Annotated in this window: 14 protein-coding genes and 1 tRNA gene; 7 read left to right on the top strand and 8 right to left on the bottom strand. The window is 62.3% G+C overall.

Annotated features, from left to right (window positions below; genetic code table 11):
- The first annotated feature begins 46 nt into the window (after nucleotides 1–46).
- Together NLK60_RS09045 and NLK60_RS09040 are read left to right on the top strand one after the other, a co-directional pair.
- Nucleotides 47–430 carry a DUF7532 family protein gene (locus NLK60_RS09045; protein WP_254807477.1) on the top strand — a complete coding sequence of 128 codons (384 nt, stop codon included), beginning with the start codon at nucleotides 47–49 and terminating at the stop codon, nucleotides 428–430.
- The gene (locus NLK60_RS09040) at nucleotides 427–1,887 is read left to right on the top strand and encodes a ribonuclease FAU-1 family protein (protein ID WP_254807476.1); all 1,461 of its coding nucleotides are present in this window, start codon (nucleotides 427–429) and stop codon (nucleotides 1,885–1,887) included. The genes NLK60_RS09045 and NLK60_RS09040 overlap by 4 nt, the downstream gene beginning before the upstream one ends.
- A 72-nt stretch (nucleotides 1,888–1,959) precedes the next feature.
- Here the strand turns inward: NLK60_RS09040 and NLK60_RS09035 are convergent, their stop codons facing one another.
- Together NLK60_RS09035 and NLK60_RS09030 are read right to left on the bottom strand one after the other, a co-directional pair.
- A complete protein-coding gene (locus NLK60_RS09035; RefSeq protein WP_254807475.1) occupies nucleotides 1,960–2,655 on the bottom strand; it encodes an NUDIX hydrolase in 696 nt (231 codons plus the stop codon).
- A gap of 274 nt (nucleotides 2,656–2,929) precedes the next feature.
- The gene (locus tag NLK60_RS09030; RefSeq protein ID WP_254807474.1) at nucleotides 2,930–3,997 is read right to left on the bottom strand and encodes an aldo/keto reductase; all 1,068 of its coding nucleotides are present in this window, start codon (nucleotides 3,995–3,997) and stop codon (nucleotides 2,930–2,932) included.
- A 225-nt stretch (nucleotides 3,998–4,222) separates the two neighbouring features.
- On the opposite strand from NLK60_RS09030, the gene NLK60_RS09025 reads away from it, so the two are divergent.
- The gene (locus tag NLK60_RS09025) at nucleotides 4,223–5,134 is read left to right on the top strand and encodes an acyltransferase (RefSeq protein WP_254807473.1); all 912 of its coding nucleotides are present in this window, start codon (nucleotides 4,223–4,225) and stop codon (nucleotides 5,132–5,134) included.
- A gap of 121 nt (nucleotides 5,135–5,255) precedes the next feature.
- Nucleotides 5,256–5,585: a DUF7577 domain-containing protein gene (locus tag NLK60_RS09020; protein ID WP_254807472.1), complete on the top strand. Its 330-nt coding sequence runs from the start codon at nucleotides 5,256–5,258 to the stop codon at nucleotides 5,583–5,585.
- A gap of 34 nt (nucleotides 5,586–5,619) precedes the next feature.
- Here the strand turns inward: NLK60_RS09020 and NLK60_RS09015 are convergent, their stop codons facing one another.
- Entirely contained in the window at nucleotides 5,620–6,381 is a 762-nt protein-coding gene (locus NLK60_RS09015; protein ID WP_254807471.1) for a hypothetical protein, read from the bottom strand.
- A 164-nt stretch (nucleotides 6,382–6,545) separates the two neighbouring features.
- Here NLK60_RS09015 and NLK60_RS09010 point away from each other — a divergent pair.
- From NLK60_RS09010 to NLK60_RS09000, 3 genes are all read left to right on the top strand, one after another.
- Nucleotides 6,546–6,616 (top strand) — tRNA-Gly (locus NLK60_RS09010).
- 91 nt (nucleotides 6,617–6,707) lie between these two features.
- Nucleotides 6,708–7,517, top strand: coding sequence for an SIMPL domain-containing protein (locus NLK60_RS09005; protein WP_254807470.1), 810 nt, complete (start codon nucleotides 6,708–6,710; stop codon nucleotides 7,515–7,517).
- 267 nt (nucleotides 7,518–7,784) lie between these two features.
- On the top strand, nucleotides 7,785–8,579 hold the full coding sequence (locus tag NLK60_RS09000) for an NAD+ synthase (protein ID WP_254807469.1): 795 nt from the start codon (nucleotides 7,785–7,787) through the stop codon (nucleotides 8,577–8,579).
- Nucleotides 8,580–8,776: 197 nt separating this feature from the next.
- Here NLK60_RS09000 and dnaG read toward each other — a convergent pair whose 3' ends face one another.
- From dnaG to NLK60_RS08975, 5 genes are all read right to left on the bottom strand, one after another.
- Nucleotides 8,777–10,192, bottom strand: coding sequence for a DNA primase DnaG (dnaG, locus tag NLK60_RS08995; RefSeq protein ID WP_254807468.1), 1,416 nt, complete (start codon nucleotides 10,190–10,192; stop codon nucleotides 8,777–8,779).
- A gap of 284 nt (nucleotides 10,193–10,476) precedes the next feature.
- On the bottom strand, nucleotides 10,477–11,760 hold the full coding sequence (locus tag NLK60_RS08990) for a M48 family metallopeptidase (RefSeq protein WP_254807467.1): 1,284 nt from the start codon (nucleotides 11,758–11,760) through the stop codon (nucleotides 10,477–10,479).
- A gap of 25 nt (nucleotides 11,761–11,785) precedes the next feature.
- The gene (locus NLK60_RS08985) at nucleotides 11,786–12,202 is read right to left on the bottom strand and encodes a hypothetical protein (protein ID WP_254807466.1); all 417 of its coding nucleotides are present in this window, start codon (nucleotides 12,200–12,202) and stop codon (nucleotides 11,786–11,788) included.
- Between the two features lie 88 nt (nucleotides 12,203–12,290).
- The gene (cofH, locus tag NLK60_RS08980; RefSeq protein WP_254807465.1) at nucleotides 12,291–13,682 is read right to left on the bottom strand and encodes a 7,8-didemethyl-8-hydroxy-5-deazariboflavin synthase subunit CofH; all 1,392 of its coding nucleotides are present in this window, start codon (nucleotides 13,680–13,682) and stop codon (nucleotides 12,291–12,293) included.
- A 103-nt stretch (nucleotides 13,683–13,785) separates the two neighbouring features.
- Nucleotides 13,786–15,183, bottom strand: a complete 1,398-nt coding sequence (locus NLK60_RS08975) for a helix-turn-helix transcriptional regulator (RefSeq protein ID WP_254807464.1) — start codon at nucleotides 15,181–15,183, stop codon at nucleotides 13,786–13,788.
- Between the last annotated feature and the right edge of the window lie 267 nt (nucleotides 15,184–15,450).

Raw genomic sequence — 15,450 nt, 5'->3', positions numbered from 1 at the left:
TCGACGCTTGGAAGAGTACTAAGTCGTCAAGCGTCAACCGACACGTATGCACTTCGATCAGCGAACCCAGCGGGCACTTCGCGCGGTCGGCCTCGAGACCGACGATCTCGAGCAGGCGTCTGCGCTCGTCGTCGAGGCCGTTCAGGACGATGCCGACGCACTCGAGGCCTTCTTTGACCGCCACGACACGGTATATTCGGACATGGACATGGCACACTCGAGTGCCGAGTATCCCGAACACACGGTCGAATCCCTCGATTTGACGACTCACGGAGCGGACATGCGTGGCTGGCTCCGGTTCGATACGTGGGGTGTCTACGTCGAGAACGGCCGCGTGCTCGACGCCGAATCCGAACACGTTGAGCTGACGCTCGGGCCGTCGGTCAACGCGCGCGTCCGATTCGCCGCCGACCGGGAGACGCTCCGATGAGCAGGGAGCGCACAACCGACGATATCGAGGGTGACGTCCGCGCTCGCGTTCGGGGTATCTACACGACAGCCGTCACCCATCGACTGCAATCGGCAGGGATCGAGGTCGTGCAGGCCTCCGAACCGATTCGAGAGCGCTTCGAGAACTCGTTCGAGCACGCCCCCGCGGACGTACGCATCGAGACGACGCGGGACCGACAGGGCCTCGAGATCTCCGGCGATCCGGAACCGGTCGATGCCGTCGCCAAGTTGCTCGAGTCCGTTGCCATCGACTCCTTTCGGTGGGACGACGACGTTGCCCGCGGGGCCGTCTTCGACGGGACGGTGGCCGACGCCGGCGGCGGCCGCGGTGGGACGGTCGACCTCGGGAAGAACCGACGGGGGTACCTGCCCTACGACGACGTCGACGGCTACGTTGACGACGATGACGCGTATCGCCTGCAGGTGCGCGAGCCGACGCCGCCGTGGGCCGACGACGACCCGCGGGTCGTCCCCAGCGTCAGCGTTCACAACGGACTTTGCTCGCTCTCAGAAGCGCGAACCGGGGTCTCGGCCGCGTTCAGTGGGGCTCGAGCAACCGAACTGGTCGGGATGACGGATCTTCTTTCGACCGAGATTCCCGACGGCTGGGGGCTGCGCTGGGAGCGGGCGGCCGCCGACGCCGATCTCGAGGCGATGAATCGGGCGCTCGAGGCCGCCGTCGACCGGGTTCGGGACCTCGAAAAGGCGCTCGAGGACGCCCCGGCGGAACCCAGTGCCCCCAGCACGGTCGCCACCCCGCAGGCGACCACGTGGCTATGGTTCGGACGAGAGACCCGTTTCGCCCTCGACGACGAGCGCCGGGCCGTCGAGACGACGATGCCGGGCCACCATCGGATCAAAGCCGGCAGTCGGTCGGCGAGCGCCGCCGTCGACTTCGCCGAAGCGGTCTCGAGTGACCTCGGGGGCGAGGATCCGTTTCCGTTCGCCGCCGTCTCGAGACAGTTCGGCCCCGTCGAGGGCGACCGCCTCTCGCTGGGTCACGGCAAGCCCGACGGGCGACTCATCACGCTCGGGTCGGGTGAGGTGACCGAGTGGGATACCGACGGGAGTCTCACGCTCGAGCGCTCGATGCGCGGTGGCGGGACCTACGACGCCCTCGGTGTGCCCAAAGCGGAGGGCGACGTCGCCATCACGAAACTCCGGGAGGGCCGGTGGTGGTACCCGACGACGTACAAGTCGGCCGACGGGACGACGAAGGGAACCTACGTCAACGTCTGTACGCCCGTCGAACTGTTCCCCGATTGTGCCCGGTACATCGACCTCTACGTCGACGTGATTCGCCAGACCGACGGGACGGTCGAAATCGTTGACCTGGACGAACTCGAGGCCGCGGTTGCCGACGGCCTGGTTTCGGACGCGCTGGCGGAGAAGGCTCGAGGGGTGGCCGAGGCGGTCGAACGAGCCCTGTCGAAGTAACGTTATAGTAGCCAGTGAAACGATTTACACACCTATCGCGACGCTGTATTGCGATAGGGTGTGCAATGACTTTCACTGGCTACTATAGTGTTCCGCGAAGGGATCGACTTCGCAACCCGTCCACCACGGATCCTCGAGGTCGTACTCGTTCCACCAGTCGCGTGCCCGAAACTGGCTCCACGGGCCGAGCGTTTGCGGCGGCTCCGAAAGCCAGGCAGCCCCGCGGAGTTCGCCGGGTTGTGGCTCGAGCGTGCCACCAGCGTACACGGCGTCGAAGCACACCCAGAGGGTGTGCAGGCGAACGCTTTCGCCAGATGCAACCCCGGAATCGTCACCCCTATCCGCCCCGTCCGCGAGTTCGTGGGTGGTCCGGTAAACCAGAAACGGGGACTCGAGGTCGACTTCCAGGCCAGTCTCTTCGCGGACCTCGCGCACGGTGGCCTCCTCGTAGGTTTCTCCGACTTCACGACCCCCGCCGGGAATGCCCCACCTATCCTCGTCACCCCGACCCAGGATGAGACAGGCCTGTGTCGAGGTCTCGAACGCCTCCGTTGGCATTGACTCGCTCAGTTCCGGGGCGTCTGCGTGATCCCGTCGAATCCAGGCGTAGCCACCGCCCGTGTAGCGCTCTCGAGCGTATTTATATAGGCGATCGAACCGCTCTGCTGGCAACTGCTCACGATTCTCGAAGCGGGGAAACTCGCCGTACTCATCGCGGAGGCGCTCGAGGCGGGTTTCGACCACCTCGCGGTTGACGTGAGTGACCATGGGTTCGGAGACAAGTCAGCCGGTAGCCACTACCGTTTCGGTTCTGACTTGCTGTATGGGGGCGGGTCCGACGACTGGTTCCGAAATCGGTGCTAGAGCAGGTCATTATCGCGATAATAATTACCGTAGCAATACCCTTGCTGAGGAGGACCTCTCTCGATACCAAGTACCTTCGACGAATGTTAGGGGTTGCAAAGCACGGTTATTCCGACGAGGCGCTGTGATTCCACTCGAGGCCACTCACAACGCCAAAAACCGAACACAGCGAACCGTCTCAGTCGGCTGCCATCGCGCCGAGGCCAGCCGAGCGCAGATCCTCACCGTCGACGGAGGAACGCAGCGCGTCCATGCCGTCGTTACGGTCGATACCGAAGTTGGTCTCGTACAACTCGGCCACTCGAGTCATCTCCTCGTCGTTCAGTTTTGGAACGTCGCTGGCGGCCGCCCACTCGTCGATGTCGGCGGCGGTGCGGAAGGTCGGGGTGACACTCGCGACGGCGTCGTGGGAGAGCAGCCACGCGATGGACGCCTGGGCCATGGTTCGCTCACCCTCGGCGTGGTCCGCGCGCTCGAGAAATCGCAGCGTCTCGAGTTTCTCCCAACCAGTCTCGTACCAGGCGTCGGGGCGGAAGCCACGGTGGTCGCCCGCGTCCAACTCGGTTTCGGGCGTGACCTGCTCGTTCAGAATGCCCGAGGAGTGAGGCACGCGGGGAATGAGACTCGTGGTCGACCCCGTTCGTTCGATGGTCTCGAGGAAGTGGTTCCCGACGTCCTGTTCTAAGACGTTCCAGACCAGTTGCAGGGAGTCGAACTCGTTTTCGATGGCGAAGTCGCCTTCGGCCAGCCAGCCGATGGAAGGGCCGAGCGCGAGGCCGCGGGCCTCGATTTTGCCTTCCTCCTCGAGTTCGTCGAACAGTTCGAGAACGTCGGGCGTGATTTCGTCCACGTCGGCGTTGTGGAGTTGAAGTACGTCGACGGACTCGACGTCGAGGCGCTCGAGGCTCTTTTCGAAGGCCTCACGGAGGTACTCGACGTCCATCTCCTTTGGCAGTTCGCCGTGACCTGCCTGCGGGTTGTTGTAGAAGTCGTACCCGATTTTCGTTGCGATGGTGATGTCTTCACGTACATCGGCGAGCGCTTTCCCGAGCAGTTCCTCGCTGCGGCCGTGCCCGTAGACGTCGCCCGTATCGAAGTAGGTAATCCCCTGGTCGACGGCGTGTTTGACCATCTCGATCGCGTCTTCTTCGGAGCGGTCGCCCCACCAATCGGTGCCGACGACCCAGGCACCGAATCCGACTTCGCTCACTTCCACGTCGGACGTTCCGAGCGTCTGATACTGCATGTGCCTGGGGTAGGGAGTGCAGTGACTTAGGGCGTGCGGAACGTTCCCTCTTCGTGGGAACGAGGTAGCCCGAGTCCGCTTCGAGGCTATTTCGGAATGTTCCACTCGTTCTCGAGTGTCTGGTGCGGCTGGCAACGAACGCATCCGGTGACACAACCGTAACCGGGTGTGGCAATCTGGACGCACAACCGAACGTCTATGACCTTCGCTGTCCAACGACGGGATATGACAAAGCGGTACGTCTCGTTGCCTGCGGAAGCCGAGGGGGCAATGCGTGAGTTCGTGACGGAAGTAGACGAACGCCTCTCGAGCGACGAGGACACCTGTTCGGTCGTCGAAGACGTGCTGCTCGAACTCTCCGGTGACCGCGAGGCCTACGAACGCTGGCAGGCGGGCGAGGAGGTATCGGTTGCCGAACGCGTGCGACTCCAGAGCTACGACCCGTGTAACACGACCCTCGAGAGCGAGTACTACGCCGAAAAGGACGAGGAGAAATTCAAGCGCTCGAAACACCTCCAGTGGCTCTGGCGGCAGTTCGACAGCCTGCCTATCGCCGACAACGTCGAGTTTGCGCTTCGTTTCCGGCGGATGCTCGCCGATCACCTGTTCGAAGATTGTGGTGAGAACTGCCGGTTTTTTAAAGGGATCACGTTCACCTACGGCCACAACATCACGGTCGGCGACAACGTCGTCGTCCACGATGACGTGCACCTCGACGACCGTGGGAAGCTTACCATCGGCGACCGGGTTTCTATCTCCGATGGGGCACACATCTACAGCCACGACCACGACGTCGTCGACCAGACCGAGGTTCGAAACTACCACACGATCATCGAAGACGACGCCAGAGTCACCTACGACTCGATGATTCGCGCCGGCAACAAAGTCGGCGAGAACGCCATCGTCGGCGCTCGAGGCATCGTCCAGAACGACGTCCCGGCCCACCACATCGCCGTCGGAATGCCCGCAAAGAGCGTCAAGATCAAACCGGGCTGGGAGGACGTCGCCGTCCCGCTTGAGGAGGCGGGCGTCAACCGACAGGACGAACGCCACCTCCCCTACGAACTCGAAGACGATCTCGAGGTGTTCGACGAGTTCCAGCGGGTGTTCGACGTACCCGAGGCTGGGGGTCGATAACCGGGATTACCGGGCGGCAGCCGTTGGTTTTCGTGACATACTTTCGACGGTGAGTGTCTCTCATCGCGAGCAGTCGGGCAATAATCAAGAGGGTTGAGAACATATCACACAGTATAGGCCAATGGCTCCCTGGGAGTGGCTCATCGGATACGTGGTTCTGTTCGCCCTGCTCCACGTGTTGCTGTATTACGCCTACGTCCGCCGGAACGGCAGCACCGGAACGACTGCCTCGGCGTCCTATCCCGAGGGCGACGGTGCCCCACTGCACAGTGCACCTCGAGTCGACGGGTACAGCCAGCAGGGGGTCGAGGAGCCGCCACCACCACCCGATATCGACGGCGACCCGCTCACCTGTCGCCACTGCGGCGCGGCGAACGAACGCGACCCGACGTTTACGTACTGTCGAATCTGTGTCTCCCCGCTCGAGCAGTACAGTTCACCGCCAGGCTAGCACTCTCCGGCCCGTCGACCGTCCCACCTATTTATCAGGCCAGGGCGTCGGCTAGCGTCTCGAGATGGTCCACGCCCACGATAGCCACAACCGGGCCGTCGTTTCGAACTGACTCCAGCCGTTCGATCATACTCGCTTCGCGGGCTTCGTCGCGGTAGTCGGTGGCACTCGAGCCCCCCTGGTCCAGAAACAGGTTGACTCCGGCGACGTGATTGCGCTCGTGGGTCGCCTGTGTGGTTGGTGGGTCGGTCGGCGAACAACTGTACTCGAGGGATGGTTCGGTGAGCGTCGTCGCCGTCGCGTTCGAGACGGTTGCTGCGACTCGGCAGCTGACGGCGGTGCCTGTCGCCCTGCCTATACCCGAGAGGAGACGACGTGTCGTCTCGAGTGAAATGCGTTCGGTGAGCACTCGCGTGCAGAGTCGACGGATCATCGACAAGTTGGGGCCGTCGATGCCGACGATTTCTGGTGTGACCGGTCGCTCATTTTCGTCTGCCGATTGAGTGTTGACCGTCGCCGCTCGAATTGCGGCGGTCATCTCGCCCCCGACTCGTTCTGGTGGCGCGGAGCGACAGGCCTCGCGCCGGTACAGGTCCACGGCCGCAGGCGGTAACTCGAGTGCGAGCGTTTTCGGGTGAGTCGCCTCGAGGATTCGTTCGACGCGGGCGATGCTGGCCGGGTGGTCGTGGACGACACCGACGAGAATCAGCGAGGGTGTACCGGGGAGCTTTCGACAGAACTGGTCGGTGACTCGCGGGTCTTCGAACTGGTCGGCGAACGACGCGCCAGCAGACATTGACTATATACGCCTTCGTGTGTCCGGATGGGAGTTGGGCTGGGCTGGTTCACGTTTTATGTTTGGGCTCGAGGAATGGGCAAGCCCAAATACGCCCCGTCATAGCTGATTCGCTCGAGAATAAAGGGAATTGTCTTGAGGGATGAGTTCCAAGTGGGAGACGGGCGCGGTTGGTCCAGTGGTAGGACATTAGCTTCCCAAGCTAATAGCCCGGGTTCAATTCCCGGACCGCGCATTGTCAATACGAGCAAACTCGCGAGCATCTTACTAAAACCGGCCTTTCACCTTGCCTAACCCTCTTTTTGCATGAATCCGTTCGGTGGCGTATGAACCGACGGACGGTCCTGATCGGAGCAGCGACGGCAGCAACGACCGCCACGGCCGGATGTCTTGGGACGCTCGCGGGTGACGACGGCAACTCGGATCCCGGCAGTAACTCGGCCACCGGGCACGACGATACGGAGGGTTCGAGGCGGACGATAAAAGTCAGCGGGGTCGGCGAGGTTTCCACAGATCCCGACCTGGCACGCATTCAGGCCGGCATCCAGACGACGGGTGACAGTGCAGCGGCGGTCCGAAACGAACTCGCCGAACGGGGCGATGCCCTGTACGACGCACTGGTCGAGTTCGGCCTCGAGGAAGACGATATTACGACGGGCCGATACGACATACGTCGGCGAATCGACCGCCGTCGAATGGAACGGGAGGGGGCAGACCCACAGTCCGAAGACGACCTTGAGGAGTACGTCTACTACCAGGGGACTAGCTCGTTCCGGATCGAGGTTCGCGAAATCGACCGGACGGGCGAGGTCGTCGACGCGGCGGTCGACGCCGGTGCTGACGATATCGGTCGAATCGAATTCACCCTCTCTGACGAGAAACGGGCGGCCCTCCGCGAGGATGCACTCGAAAACGCACTGACTGGGGCCAGGGACGAAGCGACGTTCATCGCCAGGGAGGTCGATTCGACCCTCGTCGAAGCGAAACACGTCGACAGTTCCGGCGGGGACGTCACGCCGGTCTACGACGAGGTGACGATGGAGGACGATGTCGCAGACGACGCCAGAGAGACGCAACTACATCCGGACGAGGTGACCGTCAGCGCCAGAGTCGAAGTCACGTACACGATCGAGTGACCGATTGGACAGCGGATCCGGTAGGGCGGCGACTGTCGACAATCATCGCCTACGGTCGGGTGAAGACCGCCACTCGAGCAGCGGACTGATTCGTTGAACCTATCGAATGGAGTGAATTTCTGTTGCCGTGGTGTATTCGACCGTTCCGCAGACTATATTTCACAACTTCACACCTATCGAGAACGAACAACTGATGGAAGCGGACGAGCGTCCACTTTTTCGAGGAATACCGAGCCTATTAGTCGCCCTCGAGCCTACTTACAGCCGATGATCGACCTGCGATTTTCCAAGGCGGAACTCGAGGCGCGACGGGACCATCTGACGACCTTTATTCGAGAGCGGACGGCGGCCGCTGGTGTCGATGACGTTGTCCTCGGACTCTCCGGTGGCATCGATAGCACGACCGTGGCCTATCTGGCCGTCGAAGCCCTGGGGGCCGAACACGTCCACGGGCTCGTGCTTCCGGCACGGGTGAGCAGCGAGGACAACATGAGCGACGCCGAACGAGTTGCGAAGGACCTCGAGATCAGTTACGACGTGCTCGAGGTCGAACCCGTCATCGAGACGCTGCTCGAGGCCTATCCGGCGGCCGAAGGCGACCACGAAGCGGTGGGCAATGCGCGGGCGCGTGTCCGTGCGGTGTTCAACTATCTGGTCGCCAATCACGACGGCCGGCTCGTGCTGGGGACGGGTAACCGGAGCGAAGCTGCCGTGGGCTACTTTACGAAGTACGGCGACGGCGCGGTCGACTGCCATCCGATCGGGAACCTCTATAAAGCCCAGGTTCGACAGCTGGCAGCCTCGATGGGCGTCCCCGAGGACCTAGTCACCAAAACGCCGACTGCCGAACTCTGGGCCGGCCAGACCGACGAAGACGAACTCGGTATCGATTACGACACGCTCGATTCCATTCTCGCCACGCACATCGACGGCCCGCTGTCGAAAGCCGCGACAGTTCGATTGCTCGAGGTCGACGAAGAGACCGTCGAAATGGTCCGTGGGTTGTACGCCGCGAGCGAGCACAAGCGAAACGTGCCGCCTGCGCCGGAGCCACTCGATTGACAGCCCGCCGAACTCGAGTAAGCCACTCGATTCCCGGGAGTGACTCGAGGTTCTTTGTTCCCGGTACAGACCTGCAGCAGTTTCCTTTCCATCACCTGCTCGAGGCGTTGTTCGGCGAGTTCCTCGAGAACAAAACGATGGTGAATCCCGGATTGTAACTCGAGCGACGACACAGAACCGCTCGACGCCGAACCGATCTACGGCGGCGAACTCGCCACGTCGTCGATGGCGTAGACGCGAACCGAGGACGGCCGTTTGGTAAACTGCCCGAGCGACCGCGCGATGATTCGGTCGACACCCGCGTCGGCTGCGATGTCGAGGAGCTGTTGGCTCAGAATACCGTCGAGAACGACCGTCGACGGCGTCTCCACGTCGCCAGCAACCGCGTCCTCGAGCAGGTCGTCGACGGCGCTGGCGTCGGCTTCCTCGAGCACGTTGCCTTCGGCGTCGACCAGCCTGACTGTCTCGGTCTGGGCGCGGATCACGTCCGTCGCGTGTTCGTACAGGGTGAGTGGTCCCGATTCGGCCGGCGGCTCGCTCGTGGCTGTCGACGCCGATCGAGTGTCACCCTCGATTTGTGTGGTCGCGTTCGGGTGCGGGTCCGGGACACCGGCGGTTTCGGCTGGTGAATCTACCGTCTCCGTCGCCGCATTCACGGTGTGTTCTCGCTCATCGGAATCCGTTAGGTCCGCTGGCGCCGAACTGGTCGTTCCGTTTTCGTCCGCGTTTCCCGTTCTCGAATCGACCCCCGCTGGGGCTGGCGTGACACTGCCGTCGGTCGCAGGAATAGCGTCTCGCGGCGTGCTCGACCCGGCAACCGACTCGTAGGGAACCTTGTTTCGAAGGGCGGTGAACAACTGTGTGTGATCGAGGTCCTCGACGGAGCTGTCTGCGGGCGCGAAGGTGACGTAATCGATGTCGCCGACCTGGGAGAGTTCCTCGAGGATGAGGTCGCCGCCGCGGTCGCCGTCGAGAAACGCAGTGACCGTTCGGTGTCTGGTGAGTTCGGCAACCGCGTCGGGGACGTTTGTTCCTTCGACGGCGATGGCGTTTTTCACCCCGTATTTCAGTAGGGTCAGCACGTCGGCACGGCCTTCGACGATGATGATGGCGTCGCTGTCGGTGACTCGAGGCCCGGCGGGCAGCCCCTCGTACTCCGTGATGTCCTCGACGCGGACGTACTCACGGACTTCAGCCAGGATTTCCTCGGAGGACATCACCGAGTCGTCGAAGCCCGTCCGCAGGAGTTCTTTGGCCCGTTCGACGACGTCTTTTCGTTTGGCCGCTCTGACGTCTTCGATGTCTTCGACCTCGAGGCTGGCGTGACAGGGACCGACCCGGGTGATCGTCTCGAGGGAGGCAGCGAGCGTTGCGGTTTCGACTTTGTCGAGGCTGGTGGCGATAGTCAGGCTGCCACTGGAAGTGCCGCCAGCGCTCGTAATTTCGACGTCGATACGGCCGACTTTCTGTGATTGGCGAAGATCGCGGAGGTCGAGTTCGTCGCCCAGCAGACCTTCAGTTTGCCCGAAGATGGCTCCGACGACGTCACTGCGTTCGACCACCCCGTCGGCGGTGACGTTCGCGCGGATGAGATATTTTGCAGTGTCTTCCATGGGAGATCTGCCCCGTTTTGGGACGTGGTGACGCGGGGAAACGCGTGCATAGACCGTCTACTTACTATGTGGACAGTCGGAGGCAAATACCTGTTGACCGGCAGTTCCGCGGGTCGAAAGACGAAGGCGCCGGTCCTACGGAGTACTGTCTCTGTGTGCAGTAATCGACATACTGTGCCGAACATCATCGATTCGAGAGGGCAGTCGCCCGTTCGTACTGCCGGACAGAAGTCAATGAAAGGAGTTCGCCGAATGGTCGCGGCGGATCTACAAATCTGACAGTATTAGTCCGCCGGCGTCGTCTCCGGTCCATCACCCTCGCTCGAGGGCTCGAGCCCCTGTATGTATCGAATCCGGTCGGGAATCGGCGGATGTGTGTAGTGAAACGTGGCGTACAGGGGATGTGGGAAGGGGTTCGAGAGGTTCTCACTGGTGAGCCGACACAGGGCGTCGACGAGTGGACTCCCGCTCCCCATGACGTCGGTCGCGAAGGCGTCTGCCTCGCGTTCGTGGGCCAGCGAGAGTTTGTTCTCGAGGGGGCTCGAGAGCTTCGCTAGCGGCTGGACCCAGAGTGCACCGACGGTCAACCCGACGTAGGCGGTTTCGGGCAGCGCGAACATCGCGTACAGCCAGGTTGTCTCGAGCAACAGCCAGAGGACGCCGAGCATGAGCCCAACGCGAAGCGTGCCGACAGCGAACTGTTTCCAGATATGGGCGCGTTTCCAGTGGGCAAGTTCGTGTGCCAGGACGGCTTCGATCTCCTCGAGGTTCATCTGCTCGACCAGGGTATCGAAGAGGACGACGCGTTTGGTTCGCCCGAAGCCAACGAAGTAGGCGTTCGAGTGGCCCGATCGTTTGCTGGCGTCCATGACGTAGATGCCGTCACAGGAGAAGCCGGCGCGTTCGAAGACGCGCTCGACGGCGTCCCGAAGCTCTCCGGCCTCGACGGGTTCGAAGTCGTTGAACAACGGGGCGATCACCCGCGGATAGAGCACTAACATCGTCAGGGAGAACGCGACGTACAGGCCCAGTGCCGCCAGCGGCCAGTAGGTTGGGACGACCGAGATGAACCACAGGACGCCCCCCGCGAGGAGGCCGGTAATGACGACGCCGATGAGCGTCCCGAGCACGAGGTCTTTGGCGAACAGGGCCGGCGTGGACTCGTTGAAGTCGAACCGCTCCTCGACGACGAACGTGCTGTAGAGGTCGAACGGAATCGAGAGGGTCTGGAGGGCGACGACGACGCCGGCGAAAAAGAGGACGCCGGTGACGACGGGGCCGTAGCCGAGTCCCTCGAGGACTTCGACGACCCAGGCGAGTCCGCCGCTGTAGAGGAGCGCCAGAATCGCCGCCACGGTGACCCACGTCTGGACCTGCCCCAGACGCGTTTTGGCCCACTGGTAGGCGGCGACGCGGTCGAGGTCGTCGAATCCAAGTCGGTCTTCGACCCACTCCCGTTCGCGCTCGAGCATCCGTTCGCCGTACCGAACGTTGACGATCGAGAGCGCGCTGAAAAACGCCGTCGTCCCGACGAACAGGACGAGGAAGGCGACGTGTAATTCGAGCATACGCGACTCGAGTTACGCAGGACGGTTAACGCTTATCACTGACACCATCGACGCTGCCGTCGGGTACGGCCGTCGGCTTGACGACCCGAAACTGATCGTTTCCGTGGCGCTCGAGCACCGACGGCTCGCGTAGGCTCACGACTCTCCCCGTGGGGTTTCGGTCGATTTCGGCTCGTACCTCGACTGACTCGAGCGTCCCGAGTAACTGTGCGGATGGCGGTTTCTGGGCGGCCCCACAGTCGTAGATGGTGAGCAGGCCGCGCTCGCTCGAGTCAGCGCTGGCGGTATCCGAACCCGTGTCGTCGTCGGTGGCAGCCGACAATGCCCCCTGGTCACGTTCGTACACCACGATGTGGGCGTGCTGGGGGAGGTACCATCGTGCTGGTTCGTTCGCACTCGAGTCGACCCCACCCTCGTCGTCGGCGGGAACGAGATGGTTCATACTCGACGGGAGGACCCCCGAGTGTTTAACTGCTGGCTCGTCGCGCCAGGGGCGTCTTGCAGCCCGCCGCCGCCACAACCAGTTACGATCAGTCTGCGGTCCCGGACTCCTCGTGGGTCGCCTGCGCGGGCGCTTCCTCGAGTAACGGCGTCCCGTCGGCTTTCGGTCCGAGTTGTGGACCGAAGGGCGGGTCGTCGGGGTCGATAACGCGCCTGGATTCGTAGTCCGTCGATCGTTCGACGGGGACCCGGCCGATGGAGGTGATCAATTCGACGTAGTCGGCGAACGAGCGGAACTCGCCGTGTTCGCCGCCCGCGCGTGTCGTTATCTCCTCGGAGAGGATCGTTCCCATGAAATCGTCGGCCCCGCAGTTGAGCATCTTTAGCCCGCCTTCGTCGCCGTATTTCACCCACGAGGACTGGATGTGGTCGATGTTGTCCAGGAACAGTCGCGAGACGGCGATCATGAGTTCGTCTTCGTCCGGACTCGCCCCGCCGTCGACGACGCCGTGTTCGTACAGCGGCGTGTTCTGGTGGACGAACGAGAGCGGGACGAACTCGGTAATCGCGCCGCCGACGCGCTCCTGTAACTGGCGAACTTGCTCGAGATGCATGACGCGATGGGCCTCGTTCTCGACGTGGCCGTACATAATCGTCGCCGTCAGGCCGAGGCCGACGTTCGCCGCGGCTTCCATCGCCTCGAGCCAGTCGTCGGTACGGATTTTTCCGGGGCAGATGACGTCGCGAACCTCGTCGACGAGGATTTCGGCCGCTGTCCCCGGGACGGTATCGAGTCCCGCATCCTGCAGTCGACCGTACACTTCCTCGTAGGACCAGTCTGTGCCCCGTCGGGCGTGATACCCTTCCTCGGGCGTCATGGAGTGGACGTGGACGCCGCCGACGCTCATCGCCTCGATCTGTTCGACGTAGGTCCCCGGATCCACCGCGTACGCTTTGGGCGGCACGTAGTTGACCGCTTTCGGATCCGGGTGGGACTCGAGAATCTCGAGGTGCTCGTCGTCGAGCGCAAAGCCGGGGTGGAGGCCCGATACCGAACACACCTCGTAGATCCCGCGTTCGACGGCTCCACGGACGATCTCGCGGGATTCGGCGGGGGTCTTGGTGAACCCTGCCGTCTCGGGACCGTCGTACTCGTGCTCGAACGTGTGTGCCGTGTCTTTGAAGTTACAGAACAGACAGCCGACGTTACAGGCCGTCGTCACGTTGTTGTTCAGATTCGCGATGAACGTGACCTCCTCACCGACGACTTCGGCGCGACGTCGGTCGGCTGTCTCGAGGACCAGTTCCTTCCGGTGACGGTCGATGCCCTCGCTGTCGGTCCCGGTCGTGAGCAACTCGATGCCATCGTCGACAGTGAGTCGTTCGCCGTTGCGGGCTTTCTCGAGAGCGTTCTCGAACGATTGGTCGGTTTCGGGAACGTGTTCGAACGCGAGGTCATCGTCAGTCACCGGTCTCTCCATCGTCGCAACGATGCGCGTAGACAGGCAAAAGCGTGCTGGAAGCGGCCGCCTACGAGATACCGGAGTGACAACACACTCGAGAAGCGGTCACGATTGTGTCCGGTCACTCGAGTTCGGTGAGGTCGACTTCGGGTAGCGTAATCAGGTTCTCACGACCGATACGGAGTTTCTCGATGTCGTCGTCATCGTCCATTTTCGAAAGGAGTTGTGACACCTTCGCGTTCGACCAGTTGGTTTCGGTCACGATCGAAGCCTGTTTCATTCGGCCGCCGTTCTTCTGGAGCAAGCGGAGGACTCGTTCTTCGTCGCTCAGGAGTTCGGGGTCGATTTCGTCTCCTGCCTCCTCGTCGGCTCCGACTGCTCCCGCTGTGCCCCTTACAGCGTTCGTCTCGGCACCCTCGCCACTCGTGTGCTCACTTACGTCAGGGGCGGATGCCGGCGGCTGCGTTGTCGTGGGTTCCGTTCCGGGTGACCGTGGCTCCTCGAGTGCATCTGTCTGGTCGGGTTCGTGGTGAGTCGTGTCCGTTCGGCCTGGACCGCCAAGCGCCGCTGGAATCCACCCCGGCAGCGGTTCGTCCCTTCGTCTGAGGTGGAGATAGCTTCCAGCGACGCCGACGAGTACGAGAAAGCTAATCAGCCCAACGATTGCCGCCAGGGACGTGTCGAACAGTCCGTCGTCACCCGGATCGATCGGTCCAGGGTCGTCATCACCGTTGTCGTCGCCGTTGCCCGGTGGTTCCGCACCTCGAAGTAACACCAGTTCCCGTTCGTCCTCACTGAATGTGTGCGCCCCATCCCAGACGACGGTGCGGTCCCGTGTGGCGACCGGTGCCGTCTCGAATGCGTAGTTTTCGGGGATTTCTATCACCAGCCGTTGATCGCCCGTCAACTCGGGGAACCAGCTCCCCTCGTCGGGTGACTGAAAGGCGTCACCGATGTAGATCCGATTCGCATCCGTCGTGGCAAACCCTTCCCAGGTGAACGAGTAGGCGATGACGCCGACTAGCTGGTCCGATTCTTCGGTGAAGGACTCGGGATCTGTCTCGTTCGTTTCATCGTCCGGTCTATCGACCCGCGGGGTGTCGTAGCCGGCATCGCGTATCGCCATCTCGCGGTCGGTTGCAGTTGCAGCCTGCTCTACGTACTGAGCGAACATCGATTCGTCGTAGCCCCCGTCTCGCTCGCCTTCGACGACCGAATCGGCATACGAGAGGAACGCCTCTTCGTCGTCTTCACTCTCGAGGACGAACCGGCTTTCGACCGTCCAGGTCGCGTTCCCATCCTCACCGACGGAGATGTAGATCAACTGGGCGGGATCGGCCGGTGGAAACTCTCGCGGCTCGTCGCTTTCTTGCATGGAGGTGACTGCTGGCACGCTCCACTGGTCTGGGGACTGCTCGGCGTCAATCGGCGAAAATGATGCACCGAGGGCTATCCCACCGAACATGGAGGTGACGAGGAGGATGATGAGGGCGCCGGTTATCGCGCGGGGAAACCGCATACGTCCAAGGGGTATCCCGCAGGGCAAAAAACCCTTTCCATCCAAAAAACCTCATAGGCTGCGTTCACACGGAGGTTCTATCGTTATTTTGGAACCGTCGAGATACTCGAACGCTCTCGTCACCGTTCTATCTCCTCGTGATGTTCAAGAACTGCTATTTCGGCGGCTTTTGACGGGGAACGACCGTTCAACCAGCGGATAGAGTACTCTCACACCCTGTAGTCGGGATATCGATGTCTGCACCAAGTACTGTCTCGAGCAACGACC

It is taken from the genome of Natronosalvus amylolyticus (assembly GCF_024298845.1).
In the GTDB taxonomy this organism is placed as follows: domain Archaea; phylum Halobacteriota; class Halobacteria; order Halobacteriales; family Natrialbaceae; genus Natronosalvus; species Natronosalvus amylolyticus.
The sequence above is the reverse complement of the archived record's forward strand: the minus strand, read 5'-3'. Positions and strand labels throughout refer to the sequence as shown.

Bases quoted from the DNA above. Each gene is read 5' to 3' on its own strand.
- NLK60_RS09040 (WP_254807476.1), top strand. From the start codon at position 427: ATGAGCAGGGAGCGCACAACCGACGATATCGAGGGTGACGTCCGCGCT.
- cofH (WP_254807465.1), bottom strand. From the start codon at position 13,682: ATGGAGAGACCGGTGACTGACGATGACCTCGCGTTCGAACACGTTCCC.
- NLK60_RS09005 (WP_254807470.1), top strand. From the start codon at position 6,708: ATGAACCGACGGACGGTCCTGATCGGAGCAGCGACGGCAGCAACGACC.
- NLK60_RS09015 (WP_254807471.1), bottom strand. From the start codon at position 6,381: ATGTCTGCTGGCGCGTCGTTCGCCGACCAGTTCGAAGACCCGCGAGTC.
- NLK60_RS08985 (WP_254807466.1), bottom strand. From the start codon at position 12,202: ATGAACCATCTCGTTCCCGCCGACGACGAGGGTGGGGTCGACTCGAGT.
- NLK60_RS09020 (WP_254807472.1), top strand. From the start codon at position 5,256: ATGGCTCCCTGGGAGTGGCTCATCGGATACGTGGTTCTGTTCGCCCTG.
- NLK60_RS08975 (WP_254807464.1), bottom strand. From the start codon at position 15,183: ATGCGGTTTCCCCGCGCGATAACCGGCGCCCTCATCATCCTCCTCGTC.
- NLK60_RS09030 (WP_254807474.1), bottom strand. From the start codon at position 3,997: ATGCAGTATCAGACGCTCGGAACGTCCGACGTGGAAGTGAGCGAAGTC.
- NLK60_RS09000 (WP_254807469.1), top strand. From the start codon at position 7,785: ATGATCGACCTGCGATTTTCCAAGGCGGAACTCGAGGCGCGACGGGAC.
- dnaG (WP_254807468.1), bottom strand. From the start codon at position 10,192: ATGGAAGACACTGCAAAATATCTCATCCGCGCGAACGTCACCGCCGAC.
- NLK60_RS08990 (WP_254807467.1), bottom strand. From the start codon at position 11,760: ATGCTCGAATTACACGTCGCCTTCCTCGTCCTGTTCGTCGGGACGACG.
- NLK60_RS09025 (WP_254807473.1), top strand. From the start codon at position 4,223: ATGACAAAGCGGTACGTCTCGTTGCCTGCGGAAGCCGAGGGGGCAATG.
- NLK60_RS09045 (WP_254807477.1), top strand. From the start codon at position 47: ATGCACTTCGATCAGCGAACCCAGCGGGCACTTCGCGCGGTCGGCCTC.
- NLK60_RS09035 (WP_254807475.1), bottom strand. From the start codon at position 2,655: ATGGTCACTCACGTCAACCGCGAGGTGGTCGAAACCCGCCTCGAGCGC.